This window comes from Thiohalobacter sp. COW1 (genome assembly GCF_016629505.1).
Lineage (GTDB): Bacteria > Pseudomonadota > Gammaproteobacteria > Thiohalobacterales > Thiohalobacteraceae > Thiohalobacter > Thiohalobacter thiocyanaticus_A.
In genome coordinates this window covers 2,041,072-2,054,234 of sequence record NZ_AP024239.1, presented here as the reverse complement: position 1 = coordinate 2,054,234, position 13,163 = coordinate 2,041,072, and the positions used below count along the sequence as shown (strand labels likewise).

Sequence of the window (13,163 nt, the reverse complement as noted above, 5' to 3'; positions counted from 1 at the left end):
GACAAGGAGTGATGCCTGCGGCACCGTGGTGGTGTCTGCAGGCATCGAAAACGGGCAGCCCAGGGCTGCCCGTTTTTTTTGATCCCGACATTCCGGCGACAGGATCGATATATCAAAAGCCTGCTGACAGGTTGGAGGAGGGAAGGATGAAACAGCGTATTGCAACGGTTACTGCGCTGGTGGCTGCAGTCGCCTCGGGTTCTTCCGTTGCCGGTGACTGGGTCACGACCATCGATGCGGCGACCTACAATGGATCGACCGGAACGATCCGGTTCAATGACTGGGGCTACACTGGGCCGGCAGGGGCAGACGCCGGCGATTTTCAGATCGGCAGCGGCTTCGACAGTTCCAGTATCGGTCAGATACAGCATGTCATAACCAGGGAGCCGGACTGGCTCACGCCGGATGCGCCGCATACAGTTTATGGTGATCTTTACAGCAGCCCGACCTACAGCAATGCCAGCATGGATGGAGGCGTGAATTTCTATAAATGGGCGTACACGACGCCGGCCAACAGTACCTTCAGCAGCATGAAAATCGACACGGCCGGCAATTACTATATCGCCCGGGACGATATGTCCTTCGGTTACTACGATATGTTCGAGTACCGGGATACCACTGGCACCAACCCCGGTCAGAGCATCGACACCCGGATCAACTTCCAGCCCTATACCATTTCGGACGCGAGGGGCTGGTGCGGCTCAACCCTGGTCACGAATCCCAACGGGGTGGAGCAGATGGCCGGACAGGTCACCTTCGATTTCGCCATGGATGTCTATTTTGATCTGGGCACGGCGCCGAGCTATTCCTCTACCCAGTTGATCCCCGATTTCGCCATGCGCAGCTATGGCGATTACACGATCGATGTCAATACATCTGGCGGCGATAATATGTTTTTCACTGGCAGCGCCGTGGGCAACAACACCGATCCCGCCTCGGTCGTGGCGGGCGTCGGCGGGGAACTGGATCCCGACTATCAGAACCAGGTGTCCTTCCTCGGCGGAGGGGTGATTCCCGCCGGAGTGTGGGTCTCGGCCGATTCCTTCAATGAGGACGGCAGTCGCAGGATGCGGGAGGACTACAATCCCACTACCGGCAGCAGCAACTCGGTATGGGATGTCGCTATCGTCGAAGAAGGGACAGAGGGCGCACTCTGGCACTCCAATGCCTATGCCGGTTTTGCTTATCTGCTGCGTGCCGACGGCATGCGTATACTGGATTATGTCAATCCCGATGGGCATTCGATCTATGTCGATACCGCCACTGTGCCTGAGGTGCCGTTGCCGGGTGCGGTATGGCTGTTCGGTTCCGGTCTGCTCGGACTGGTGGGCGCGGCACGTCGCCGTAAGTCTGCCTGAGGTCGGCGCGGGACGGAATCGGTTGAGGGGCCACAGCAGGAACAGTAACAGGCAATAACAGGCTCGGCAGCGGTTCGACCCCGTGCCACAGATGAACGCCCGGCAGGCTAACACCTGCCGGGCGTTTTTTTATGAATGAACAATAAGTTGTGATGCGCCCAGGCGCGTGTCGAAATCCCTGACATACGCTGAGATAGGATATTCAGAAGGTTGAATATAGGTGACTGTCTTACGTCAGGACTCGTTGCCGACAAGGCTTCCAGTGCAAGCAGTCCTGTAGCAGCAGGGTTTGTCTGCGGGAGGCCGGACAGGTCGCTTCCTTGTACTTCCCCTGATTGTGTTGCCGTCGATATTCGACGGGAGATTTTCATGTAGGCCTGACGATTACATTTCATGTAGGAAAAACATGATGTTGCGACGAATTTACTTACAGGTGGCGAGTGCAGATTCCAGTTTCAGATACGTAAGTGCATGAAATTCATAGGTTGCGTCTTCTTGGCACAGGGATTGCGATAACAGCGATAGAGCGGTCGTGACCAATCAACTCCGAGCAAGACTCCACGACATGCTTGTAATCGGCGGTCCTCACGAAGGCCGCGAAAAAAATCGAAACCGACGAATCCTGGAGGATGTCATCATGAAAAAGACGGCTATCGCAGCAGCACTGGGTATCTTTATGGGGGCAGGCGCTGTCCAGGCTGCCCAGATTACAGTGGGCTCTGCAAGCTCAACTTCCGGAAACAACTTCACCATGCTTGACGGTGGTGGTGGCTTCGTGGGGGGGTCCAATAATGTCGACATGACCTGGGATGGCACTGCCTTCGACAGCAATTCCGATTACACCGGTCCCGGCGGCACCTCGAATATGACACTGTCTTCGCCGGATGCCTTCTTCGGTCTGCAGTGGACAGCGCACAGCATCCAGGTATTCGCTCCCGGCACCTATAGCTTCGACACATCGCTGGGTGGAGGAGTGGGGGAGAGCGGCAACCTTACCATGACAGTGGATTCTGACCAACTCGGCGCGCACATGCTGTTTGACTGGGGTACAAACGCCAACATCGATGTGGTCGTTGTCTGGGATTTCAACAGTCCGTTCACCGGCGATCAAACCCTGACAGGGGGGCAGGTCTGGGACGCGGCTTCCATGGATGACGATGGTGATGGGGTGAACGGCGTTGGTATGGCTGCCGGTGGTCCCTTCGCTGGCTTCAACGCCAACTTCAACCTGAATGGCGTATCGACGTCTCCGGTACCGGTCCCGGCCGCCGTCTGGCTGTTCGGCTCCGGTCTGCTCGGCCTGGTGGGTGTTGCCCGCCGGCGTAAGGCAGCAGCCTGATCTCGGGTTGAGCCAGTGTTCCGTGGCATTGCGTGTTGTGTGCGCAATGCCACGGAGTCCACTTGATTCAGGAACGCTTCCCGGCCAGGAAGGCTCGACGATTTTGCTGTCCTGACCAGCGATGAAGCATCGAACATGCCTTGTCCTGGATGAGGCAGGTGTAAAACCTCGGCGGAGGGCATGAAGAATGAAGATGATAAAACCGAACAAACTGAAGAATATTCTCTATGTACTGCCGTTTGTTGCCTGCAGTGCGAACGCGCTGACGGTGCTCAAGTTCGACTTTGACGGCGAGTTCATCATGTATGATCCCACCGGCACCAGGATTCAGACACCGGCCGGCGTGACCGGAAACATGGAGATGGAAATCCCGCTGCTTGCGCCTAATGGCCCCTATCCCGGGAGTGCCAGCATGCAGGGCGACGAGCCGTTCTTCGGGTCCAGTTGGACAGCCGACGGCGGCATTACGGGCTATCAGAATATCCTCATGGGCGGGGCGCCGGCCTACTGTGGTGCGCATCTCATGTGCGCGGATGCAATGATGGATTTCTTCTGGTCCGGTAACGTGATTCCGGTCGACGCTTCCTTTGCGCTGGATCCGAGCCTGTCGCTCGATTTCAGCAATCCGGTGAACAGCATCCTCGACGGTTGGGCCAATAATCAGCTGGCCTATTTCGATGTCGAATCGCTGGATGCGGATTACGACGGCATTCTGGGCACGGCCATGACTCAGGGGCCCTTCATTGGCTTTACCCCCTACTTTGCGGGCATCGCCACCGTAGTGGAGGTGTGTGTCGATGAAGGCGGGCTGCTGGGGTCGCTGCTGTGCACGTCCATCCCCCCGCATCTGGAAATTCCGAAGCATCCGCCCAGTGCCGTACCGGTGCCGGCCGCCGTGTGGCTGTTCGGCTCGGGTCTGCTGGGCCTGGTGGGAGTCGCTCGGAGGAGAAAGGCAGCCGCCTGATGAAGACTAATGACATGGCTGCCGTTTAAGTGGGCCCGGGACGGGTGGGAATCTATCTCTCCGTTCCCGGGCTTTTTATTCCTCGCCTCGCGAAACCAGAGGAGCAATGATAATGAAAAAGAACAGATCTTCGAAATTGCTGGCACTGAGTGCGGGGGCATTGCTGGTCGCGCTCACGGGCATTCAGGGTGCGGCTGCGGCAGTTGTCGGGGCCGGGTCGGCTTCGGCGCACGCCCTGGAGGTTGGCCTGAGCGCCTTCAGCGGCAATCTTTCTCTGAGCGTGGGTCCCTTGCCCGCGGGCGTGACAGTAACTGCGCCGCCGGCGGGCAGTAAGACGGATTCCGTAGTGAGCGTCAGCGAACAGGCCAGCTTCATGCCGGGTCTGCTGTCCTCCACCTTCGCCATCGATCTTGCCACCGGCGTGCTCAACGCGGCAGCGGAATCGACGGTGGACGGCACGCCGGGCCCGCACAGCAGCAGTGCGTCGGCGTCGGTGAACGATCTGGATTTTGCCATTGGGACGTTGAATCTGCTCGGCCTGATTTCGTCCGCGATGGTGGATCTGTCCGCCGGCACGATCACCTCGAATGCCAGTGTCACGGGTACACCGGGCAGTTTCGTCGCCAGTGGCGGGGCCGTGCTGGAGGACGCCAGCCTGTCGGTGGCCGATGCGAGCATTCTCGGCATCGGCCTGGGACTGGGCGGCAATCTGGTGGCCAACCCCGATCCGAACCTGGTCATCCTGGATGCGCTCGGGATTACCGTGACGTTGAACCGGCAGCGGATCAATGGTGTTGCCGGCGGCAGCTGTTCTGCCAGTGACTGTCATATCAGTGTGGATGCGATTGCCCTGGAGTTCAGTGACTATCTGCTTGGCGGTAGCCTGCTTAACGGCGAACTGGTAGTGGGGCATTCCGAGGCCGGTCTCTCTGCAGTGCCTTTGCCCGCGGCAGTCTGGTTGTTCGGCAGCGGCCTGGTGGCGATGCTCGGGGTTGCCGGGCGGGGCCGGCCCACCTGGAAGACTCTCTCAGGGGGAAGTCGGTGAGTATTATTACAACTTGATTATTATAACGTCGGAGGAGTTGCCTGACTTCCGAGGCCTTGCCGGGCGGCTTATGCCGCCCCTTTTTTTTGTCTAGTCGATCAGCCCGTTCTTGATGGCGTAATAGGTGAACTCGGCGTTCTTGCTCATGTTCATCTTCTCCAGGATGCGGGTGCGGTAGGTGCTCACGGTCTTGACGCTCAGGTTCAGTTCCCGGGCCGTCTCGGACACGCTCTTGCCGGAGGCCAGCATCTGGAAGACCTGGAACTCGCGGTTGGAGAGGGTTTCGTGTGCCGGCCTGTCCTGGTCCGAGGTGAGGGTGTCGGCCAGGATCTCGGCCAGGGAGTTGCTGATGAAGCGTCCGCCGCGCGCGACCTTGTGAATGGCGGCAACCAGCTGGTCGGGTGCGCTCTCCTTGGTCAGGTAACCTGAGGCGCCGGATTTGAGCAGGCGGACGGCGAACTGATCCTCCGGGTACATGCTCATGAACAGTATCGCCGCCTGGCAGCGGGCCGCGCGCAGCCGTTGCAGCAGGTCGACGCCGCTCGGCCCGGGCATGGAGATGTCCAGCAGCAGGACATCGAAGGGCGATCTGGCGGTGGCTTCCAGGACTTCTTCCCCCGAACCGGCTTCGGCAATCACGCTGGTCTGGTCATCGGCATCGATGATCTGGCGCATGCCGGCGCGGACGACGGGATGGTCATCGGCAATGAGAACACTGATCATGCGGTTGGCTCCTCTTGTTGTTGTACGCTGGACCGGGAAACGGGGATGCGTACCCGCAGCCGCGTACCCTCACCGGCCCGGCTCATGATATTCAGGCTGCCGCCGAGCGCCCGGGCGCGTTCCTGCATGCTGTAAAGACCATAGGACCCTCCTGAGGACTTTTCCTCAACATCGAAACCGGTGCCATCGTCGATCACATCGAGCGCGGCCTGCTGCGCATTGATGATCAGGACCACGCTGACCCGGCTGGCCCCGGCATGGCGGGTGATGTTGGTCAGCCCCTCCTGGAGGATGCGGAACAGGGCGATGGTCTGGTCCTGGCTCAGGCCGGAGGCGTCACCGTCGCAATGCAGGTCATACTCGATCCCGGTGCGCTGTCCGAACTGCTCCAGCTGCCACTCGACCGCGGGCAGCAGACCGAGGTTGTCCAGTATGGGCGGGCGCAGGCTGGTGGAGATGCGCCGCGTGGTGGCGATGGCGTCCTGCACCCGATCGTTGATCCGGTCGATGCTGGTACGGACCTGTTCCGCATCGGAGACTTGTTGCTGCAGCGCAGACAACTCGATCTTGAGCGAGGTGAGCAGACTCCCGAGTTCATCGTGCAGTTCACGCGCGAGACAGGCCTTTTCCTCCTCGCGCACCGTCTGCAGGTGGCGGGACAGGGCCTGCAGCGATTCGCGCGAGCGCGCCAACTCGGTTTCGGCCTGCTTACGCTCGCTGATGTCATTGATGATGATGGAATAGCCGCGCAGCTTACGGTCGCCGTCCCGGATCGGGTTGATGGCCAGGATGGCCCAGAAACGGCTGCCGTCGCTGCGCAGGAACCAGCCTTCGCGCTGATAATAGCCATCCGTGCCGGCAATGCGCAGCATGGTGCCGGGTTGCAGCCCGGCCTGTTCCTCGGGCTGGAGGATCTGGCCGAAATGGCGGCCGATGACATCCGTCTCGCTGTGGCCGCTGATGTGTTCGGCGCCCGGGTTCCAGCTGACGATACTGCCGTCCCGGTCCAGCATGAAGATGGCGTAATCGATCACGCCCTCGACCAGGAAACGGAAATTCTCCTGGGTGAAGGCCAGTGCCTGCTGTACCTGGCGCTGTGCGGTGATATCGATGCCGGTGCTGACGACATGGCTGCACCTGCCGCTGTCACCGAGTATGGCGGTGGTGGAAAGCTGCAGCAGGCGGCGTTCACCGTCCCTGGCGTTCCACTGCACCTCGGTCTCGCGGGGGAAATCGCCCTGGACCACCGCAGTGAAATCCCGCCGGAATCGCTCGACCTGGTCTTCCGGCAGCAGGGTCTGCCACAGGGGCTTGCCGATCAGCTCGTGGGCCTGCAGGCCGGTGGCGGCCTCGCCGGCGCGGTTGAAGCGCAGAATGACGCCGTCCAGATCCATGACCATCATGATGGCGTTTTCGGTGTCCAGGACGCCGGAGATGAAGTCACGCTCCTGGCGCAGGCGCGCCTCGGTATTGCGGCGGATGGCGACCTCGCGGCGCAGTTTCTGATTGAGGTGATCGCTCTCCTGCTTGGCCTCACGCAGGTGATCGACCAGGTCGGTGTTGTAGACGCCCACCCGGATGCCCTGGAAGGTCAGCCGCTGCATCTTGTGGGCGATCAGCAGAATGGCGAACAGAAACAGGCCAGCCAATAGCGCCAGCTGGTGGTGGGTGGTGCTGTTCTCGCTGAGCAGCCTGACAATCATGGGCACAATGGCCGGTACGGAGAAGATCAGTACGACATTCAGCATGCCGGAATGGACGGTGACGGCGACGGCGACAGCGCCGGCCAGTACCAGCAGGAGCAGGATCTGCTGCGGCAGCGAATCGGGCGGATAGACCAGAAACGCCGCGCTGCCCCAGGCAAGCCCGCTCAGGCCGTTCCATACCAGCAGCGAGATGCGGATGCGGTGCAGATCGGTGCGGCCGGCGTTGCTGCGGCGCCGGTGGCGCACGAGCGAGGCCAGGCGGAGTACCGCGATTCCGGCTACCGCGCCACACCAGACCAGCGCGGGCTGCCGGTCGATGCTGGCACTGAGCAGATAGGCGACCAGCGGGGCGGCCAGCAGCGACAACAGGGCCGCCAGCTGGGTGCCGTCCATCAACAGCCGGGCCTGGGCCTGCTTGAGCCGCTCGCTGTGTCGGAACAGTTCCGGGCCGGTCGCCGGGGGGGGAGAGGCGACACCCTCGTCGAGCTCCGGAGTCGTGCTCCCGGTCTGGAATCGGCGGTCAGCGATCAGGGTCTCCATGGGACGGCGTCTCCAGAATTGCGGCCATCGGATTCTGTGCTGTGAACGGTCATGGTCCGTGAGTCTTGTGTATCCGACGGACTTTACCTGATTCTATAAAGTTTCCGTCGACACCGCAGTCGGTCAACATCTGACAAGCATTCCATTGGATAGCGGCTGCCGGCAGACCCGCAGGTCATAATTCCTGTTTTCGCTTATCGGCAAGGTCGGGATTAATCTGTAAATATTATGCTTAATATGCTGTTCTGTAAGTGTATGTCTGACAAGCAGACTTTACACTTGCAATCTTCTGGCTGATGATGTGAGCAAGAGACTGATGCCCTGACCACATAGTGTGAACCAGCTCACACCAGGATGCCCGTCGCGCAGGTATTGGTTAAAGCACCTGACGGAGCGGGCCGCAACCCTGCGGTACAGGAGGTAGATGCCATGTCTGTTTGTCGGTATCCGGATGATCCCGCAGCAATGGGACTGCCAATGGCGCAATGGCCATGCTTGCGGTGATCAATCCCCACAATGTTTCGGCCCAGCAACTGGCGCAGCTGCATCGCTATGCCGGTATCGGCTTCCTGGCCAACCTGACCAATGCGCTGATCCTGACGCTGTTTCTGTGGTCGATCATCGATCATATGCATCTGCTGCTGTGGCTGGCGGCGGTGCTGGTCGCTTCCGGCGCCAGGCTGGCGCACGCTCATGCCCATCGGCGCAATGTGCGCGGTGTTGCTGCCGGCGGCAACCAGTCATTGATGATGCTGTCCCTGACGGCCATCAACGGCCTGGTCTGGGGTTGCACGGCGCTGTTCCTCTATCCCGCCCTGGCAGAACCCTATCAGCTGTTTCTGATCTTCATGCTGAGCATCACCAGCGCAGGCGCCCTGCCGCTGTACATCGCGGCCCCGGCAACCTATCTGCTGTATCTGTCCTGCGTGCTGGTGCCGATGATCCTGATGCTGCTGCTCGGCAGTGATTCCGTGGATTATCTGATGGCGCTCATGCTGGTGATCTTCTCCGGCACCCTGGCCATCACAGCCTGGACCATGCATCACGGCCTGATGGAGTCGCTGCACAAGTATTTCGGTTACCAGAGCCTGGCCAGCGTCGACGGCCTGACCCAGCTGGCCAACCGCCGCACCTTCGACGAGACCTTCCGCGACGAGTGGAACCGGGCGGCACGCGCCAGCCTGCCCCTGTCGGTCATCCTGATCGACATCGACAACTTCAAGAAATACAACGACCACTACGGGCATCAGGAGGGCGATGCCTGCCTGCGTCAGGTGGCCCATGCGCTGGCGCGCTGCATGCGCCGCTCGGGCGACCTGGTGGCCCGCTACGGCGGCGAGGAGTTCGTGGTGGTGCTGTATCAGATGACGGGCGACGAGGCGGCCCGCTATGCCGAGCAGATGCGCGCGGCGGTGGCCGGGCTCGGCCTGGTGCACGAGAGGAATGAAACCGGACACGTCACCATCAGCCTCGGCGGTGCCACCTGCATCCCGCACTCGAGGGACAATCCCGAGGACCTGGTGCGGGCGGCGGATGACGCCCTCTACCGGGCCAAGGAGGCCGGCCGCGACCAGGTCTGCTGGAAATCGATTTTAACCATATAAAAAAAGTAGTTTTTTTTTGCTTAAGTGGAATTTGTGACAGACCGATAACAATTACGCTTCACCCCCGACAAACCACTAAATGAGGAGACCAACGATGGACATGCAGGGAGTAAAACGGGCAGTCGTGAACTTCATCCGTGACGAGGAAGGCGCAAGCGCCATCGAGTATGTGCTGATCGCGGCCATGGTCGCGGTCGCGCTGGTGACCTTCGTCACCCCGATCAGAACGGCGGTGACCAATATCTTCACCGATATCAAGAATGCGCTGGAAGGCGCGACGAGTTCCGGCACGTCCTGATCCCGGGCTGTCGACATGCCTGAAGTCCTGGGTCTGGGCTTGTGGGCACTGGTGGCGGCCGGGTTTGACCTGCGCCGGCGTCGCCTGCCCAACCTGTTGACGCTGGGCGGCCTGGCCGTGGGCGTGGTGGTAGTGCTGGCGAGCGGCGCCAGTCTGCTGGGCATGGCACCGGCCTCGGCCTGGCAGGGGCTGGGACTGTCGCTGCTGCTGACCCTGCCGGGTTATGCCCTGGGCCAACTCGGTGCCGGCGATGTCAAGCTGGCCGCGGCCATCGCCATGCTGACCGGCCTGGTCCATTTCATTGTCGCCTTTGCCCTGGCGGCGATCCTGGCCCTGGCCGTGTTGCTGGCGTGCCGTTTCGCCCGCGACCTGCCCTATCTGCACGCGCTCTGTCCCGAGGGCTGGCTCCCGGACGGGGAGGCGGCGGGCCGGGCGCGGCGGACGGTGCCCTTCGGGGCCGCGCTGGGGATCGCCCTGCCGGTGTCGCTGCTCCTGCTGGCCGGCGCCAGGGCGGGCTGAGACCGGAGTACGAATATGACCGGACATGCATGCACATTGAAGGCGATAGCTGCGTCGCGGCGGCGCCAGCGCGGCAGTACCGCGCTCGAGTTTGCGCTGCTGTTCCTGCCTATGTTTGCCCTGTTCTATGCCATCGTCAGCTACGGCCTGGTGTTTCTGCTGATGGAGAGTTTCAGTTCCGCCGCCGAGGGCGGGGCACGTGCAGCGGTGGCGGTGGACCCCACGGCATATACCGATACGAACGATTATCTGAACAATGGCGTGATACCGGTCGTGCGCGATCAGGTGGCGGCGCAGTTGGGCTGGCTGCCGGACAGTATCAAGGATGTGGTGCTTGGTGCGGATAATCAGAATGTCCGGGTCAGCCTGGACAGCAGCAATCAGGTGCTGACGGTCGAGGTCGGCTATGAGGATTATCACAGCAGCCCCGTCATTCCCATGCTGACGCTGCCCATGATCGGCGCGCTGCCGAAGGTGCCCGCCGAACTCGGCAGCCGGGCCACTGTCCGGCTCTAGAATTGCACTCGGCCGCCGCAAGCAGATGTAGGTCGGGTTAGCGCAGCGTAACCCGACATGCCGCGACTGATGTCGGGTTACGCCTTTCAGGCTAACCCGACCTACGTCACTGCAATTCGGAATTGCTTCACTGCGCACGCAACGACGTGGCGGTGGGAACAAGCACAGACAATAAAACAGCGAAGGGACCGGCGGATGAATATGCAGGTCATGCGAATCCTGGCGCTGCTGCTCGCACTCGGGGCGGTTGTGCTGGGGTACATCGGCTACAAGTTGAGCACTGCGCCAGTGGAGACGCCGCAGGCCGAGGTGCAGCCTGTGGCCGAGCCCGAGTCGTCCGCGGATCTGCGGTGGGTGATCATCGCCAGCCGCCGGATCGAGGCCGGAGCCGCGATCACGCCGGATGATCTGAATACGATCCAGGTGCCCGTGGTGCGCGAAGGGGCCTTTCACACCACCGAGTCGCTGCTGGAGCGCACGCCCGCGGTTGCCATCGCGGCCGGCGAGATCGTGCTGGAGAGTCATTTCCATACCGGCAGCCGGATCGCACGCCTGCTGGAACCGGGCATGCGCGCCATCGCCGTCAAGGTGGATGAAGTCATCGGCGGCGGCGCCTACGTTCAGCCCGGGGACCATGTCGATGTTCTGGTGTACCTGCGCGGCGGCATGGCTGAGGTCAGCCGCAGCACCGCGCGGATACTGCTCGAACGGGCGGAGGTGCTTGCCTATGGCAAGACCGTGGCCGTCAGACAGGATGGCCGGGTGGTGAGTCTCGAGGACGATCCACGCGCGGACCCCGGCAGCCGCTCGGCCGTGCTGGCGGTGCCGCGTGAGCAGGCCGGTCGGTTGATGCTGGCCGAGCACGCCGGGGCGATCCGCCTCGCTGTGGTCTCCAGCCGGGAGGCGGAGGAGATCGGCGGCAGGGGGCAGTCCGGCAGCACCCGGGTCATGCTCGAAGAACTGGCGGGCGGCTCCCGGCCGAGCCGGAGTTACAGCATTCCTGTGTATCGCGGCACCGAGCGCAGTGCCCAGACGGTTTCACGCTAGGGAACCTCTGGTGAATTACAAAAGCCCCGTCATTGCGAGCGAAGCGTGGCAATCTCGTAATGCAAAATCAATCGGTGGGAGATTGCCACGTCGCTGCGCTCCTCGCAATGACGTAGTAAATCAGAGGTTCCCAAGATGGAAGACTCTATGACTAACAGGGAAAGGATTCGCGTACATCGGCTGCCCAAGCTCTGCCTGCTGTGGTGCCTGGCGCTATGCCAGGGGCTGGCAATGGCGGCCGATCGGACGCTCGAGATACCGCTGGCCCAGCAGCAGAACCTGAGCTACAGCCAGCCGGTGACGCGGCTGGCGCTGGGTGAGCCCGGGATTGCGGAGGTACAGGCCGTGGGCAGCCGGGATGTCCTGATCACAAGTCGGAAGCTGGGCAGCACCAGTCTCAAGGTGTGGCTGCAGGGAGGGGAAGTGCGCAGCTACCGGATCCGGGTGGTGCCGGCTGAAGCGACCACGGCGGCGCTCGGCGGTACCGGCATGCAACTGGTGCCTGCCGGTGAGGGCGTGGCACTGACCGGTGAGGCGAAATCGCTGCAGGAGCATGCGGCGGCACGGGCCGCGGCCGGGCAGGAAGCACGGCTGGACGATCGCACCCGTACCGGCTTCCGGCACCAGGTGCAGACCGACATCCGGATCGTCGAGATCAGTCACAACAAACTCAAGGAGGTGGGCTTCTTCCTCAGCAAGGTCAACCGCAATACCACCGGCGCCATCGCGCCGCCGGGCGTGCTGTCCGGGGTCAGCGGCGGTGGCGGCAGCGGCTTTTCCCTGTCCAGCGGCAGCGGTTTCCTGCCCTCCATAAACAGTTTCAATCTGGTCTTCGGCCGCGCCAGGGACAACGTGCTCGGGGTACTGAGCGTGCTGGAGGGCAACGGCTTCGCCTACACCCTGGCCGAGCCCTCGCTGGTGACCCTGAGCGGCCAGCAGGCCAGCTTCCTGGTGGGGGGCGAGTTCCCCATTCCGGTGCGGCAGGGTTCCGGCAGCGATGCCTCGGTCAGCATCGAGTACAAGGAATTCGGCATTCGGCTGTTCCTCACGCCCACGGTGCTGGCCGAGGACCAGATCATGCTGCGGGTCGCACCCGAGGTCAGCGAACTGGACTTCAGCACCGGGATCGAGAGCGGCGGGGTGTCGGTGCCGTCCCTGCGGGTGCGCCGCACCGAGACCAGCATCGAACTGGGTGACGGCGAGAGCTTTGTTGTCAGCGGCCTGATGAGCCGGGAGACAATCTCCAACGTCGACAAGGTGCCCGGCCTGGGTGACGTGCCGGTACTGGGCGCCTTCTTTCGTTCGTCCCGACTGGACATGAGCGACCGTGAACTGATCATGGTGGTTACCCCGCGCCTGGTCAGCCCGCTGGCCGCCGATGCGGAACTGCCGCCCCTGCCGGGCAAGAAATATCGTGAGTACGACCCTTCATTCAGTGAGTTCGCGCTGCCGGGAGTGACCGGAGGCGGGGCGCAGGATGCCACGTACGGATTTTCGGATTAGA

General features: G+C 61.9%; 12 protein-coding genes. 10 read left to right on the top strand and 2 right to left on the bottom strand.

All coding sequences use genetic code 11. The features are described 5' to 3' along the window. Positions 1-146: 146 nt before the first annotated feature. The 4 genes from COW1_RS09575 to COW1_RS09560 all read left to right on the top strand — a co-directional run bounded on the left by COW1_RS09575 (position 147) and on the right by COW1_RS09560 (position 4,706). The gene (locus COW1_RS09575; protein WP_201344026.1) at positions 147-1,358 is read left to right on the top strand and encodes a VPLPA-CTERM sorting domain-containing protein; all 1,212 of its coding nucleotides are present in this window, start codon (positions 147-149) and stop codon (positions 1,356-1,358) included. A 637-nt stretch (positions 1,359-1,995) separates the two neighbouring features. After that, complete coding sequence (locus tag COW1_RS09570) at positions 1,996-2,697, top strand: VPLPA-CTERM sorting domain-containing protein (protein WP_201344025.1); 702 nt, start codon at positions 1,996-1,998, stop codon at positions 2,695-2,697. Between the two features lie 187 nt (positions 2,698-2,884). Continuing rightward, positions 2,885-3,661 (top strand): VPLPA-CTERM sorting domain-containing protein, encoded by a 777-nt coding sequence (locus tag COW1_RS09565; RefSeq protein WP_201344024.1) that lies wholly within the window; start codon positions 2,885-2,887, stop codon positions 3,659-3,661. 112 nt (positions 3,662-3,773) lie between these two features. Continuing rightward, complete coding sequence (locus tag COW1_RS09560; protein ID WP_201344023.1) at positions 3,774-4,706, top strand: hypothetical protein; 933 nt, start codon at positions 3,774-3,776, stop codon at positions 4,704-4,706. Positions 4,707-4,796: 90 nt separating this feature from the next. On the opposite strand, the gene COW1_RS09555 is transcribed toward COW1_RS09560, so the two are convergent. Together COW1_RS09555 and COW1_RS09550 are read right to left on the bottom strand one after the other, a co-directional pair. Further along, positions 4,797-5,429: a response regulator transcription factor gene (locus tag COW1_RS09555; RefSeq protein WP_201344022.1), complete on the bottom strand. Its 633-nt coding sequence runs from the start codon at positions 5,427-5,429 to the stop codon at positions 4,797-4,799. After that, complete coding sequence (locus COW1_RS09550; protein WP_201344021.1) at positions 5,426-7,675, bottom strand: PAS domain S-box protein; 2,250 nt, start codon at positions 7,673-7,675, stop codon at positions 5,426-5,428. The genes COW1_RS09555 and COW1_RS09550 overlap by 4 nt, the downstream gene beginning before the upstream one ends. 491 nt (positions 7,676-8,166) lie before the next feature. On the opposite strand from COW1_RS09550, the gene COW1_RS09545 reads away from it, so the two are divergent. The 6 genes from COW1_RS09545 to COW1_RS09520 all read left to right on the top strand — a co-directional run bounded on the left by COW1_RS09545 (position 8,167) and on the right by COW1_RS09520 (position 13,162). Then, positions 8,167-9,279 (top strand): diguanylate cyclase, encoded by a 1,113-nt coding sequence (locus COW1_RS09545; RefSeq protein ID WP_201344020.1) that lies wholly within the window; start codon positions 8,167-8,169, stop codon positions 9,277-9,279. A gap of 94 nt (positions 9,280-9,373) precedes the next feature. After that, on the top strand, positions 9,374-9,577 hold the full coding sequence (locus tag COW1_RS09540; protein WP_242466414.1) for a Flp family type IVb pilin: 204 nt from the start codon (positions 9,374-9,376) through the stop codon (positions 9,575-9,577). A gap of 15 nt (positions 9,578-9,592) precedes the next feature. Beyond that, positions 9,593-10,096 (top strand): prepilin peptidase, encoded by a 504-nt coding sequence (locus COW1_RS09535; RefSeq protein WP_201344019.1) that lies wholly within the window; start codon positions 9,593-9,595, stop codon positions 10,094-10,096. Positions 10,097-10,111: 15 nt separating this feature from the next. Beyond that, complete coding sequence (locus COW1_RS09530) at positions 10,112-10,612, top strand: TadE/TadG family type IV pilus assembly protein (protein WP_201344018.1); 501 nt, start codon at positions 10,112-10,114, stop codon at positions 10,610-10,612. A gap of 201 nt (positions 10,613-10,813) precedes the next feature. Then, positions 10,814-11,659, top strand: coding sequence for a Flp pilus assembly protein CpaB (gene cpaB, locus COW1_RS09525; RefSeq protein ID WP_201344017.1), 846 nt, complete (start codon positions 10,814-10,816; stop codon positions 11,657-11,659). Positions 11,660-11,806: 147 nt separating this feature from the next. Then, the gene (locus COW1_RS09520; protein ID WP_201344016.1) at positions 11,807-13,162 is read left to right on the top strand and encodes a type II and III secretion system protein family protein; all 1,356 of its coding nucleotides are present in this window, start codon (positions 11,807-11,809) and stop codon (positions 13,160-13,162) included. Position 13,163 lies beyond the last annotated feature (1 nt).

Excerpts from the sequence above, each read along its gene's own strand:
- COW1_RS09575 (WP_201344026.1), top strand. The coding sequence starts at position 147 with ATGAAACAGCGTATTGCAACGGTTACTGCGCTGGTGGCTGCAGTCGCC.
- COW1_RS09570 (WP_201344025.1), top strand. The coding sequence starts at position 1,996 with ATGAAAAAGACGGCTATCGCAGCAGCACTGGGTATCTTTATGGGGGCA.
- COW1_RS09565 (WP_201344024.1), top strand. The coding sequence starts at position 2,885 with ATGAAGATGATAAAACCGAACAAACTGAAGAATATTCTCTATGTACTG.
- COW1_RS09560 (WP_201344023.1), top strand. The coding sequence starts at position 3,774 with ATGAAAAAGAACAGATCTTCGAAATTGCTGGCACTGAGTGCGGGGGCA.
- COW1_RS09555 (WP_201344022.1), bottom strand. The coding sequence starts at position 5,429 with ATGATCAGTGTTCTCATTGCCGATGACCATCCCGTCGTCCGCGCCGGC.
- COW1_RS09550 (WP_201344021.1), bottom strand. The coding sequence starts at position 7,675 with ATGGAGACCCTGATCGCTGACCGCCGATTCCAGACCGGGAGCACGACT.
- COW1_RS09545 (WP_201344020.1), top strand. The coding sequence starts at position 8,167 with ATGCTTGCGGTGATCAATCCCCACAATGTTTCGGCCCAGCAACTGGCG.
- COW1_RS09540 (WP_242466414.1), top strand. The coding sequence starts at position 9,374 with ATGGACATGCAGGGAGTAAAACGGGCAGTCGTGAACTTCATCCGTGAC.
- COW1_RS09535 (WP_201344019.1), top strand. The coding sequence starts at position 9,593 with ATGCCTGAAGTCCTGGGTCTGGGCTTGTGGGCACTGGTGGCGGCCGGG.
- COW1_RS09530 (WP_201344018.1), top strand. The coding sequence starts at position 10,112 with ATGACCGGACATGCATGCACATTGAAGGCGATAGCTGCGTCGCGGCGG.
- cpaB (WP_201344017.1), top strand. The coding sequence starts at position 10,814 with ATGCAGGTCATGCGAATCCTGGCGCTGCTGCTCGCACTCGGGGCGGTT.
- COW1_RS09520 (WP_201344016.1), top strand. The coding sequence starts at position 11,807 with ATGACTAACAGGGAAAGGATTCGCGTACATCGGCTGCCCAAGCTCTGC.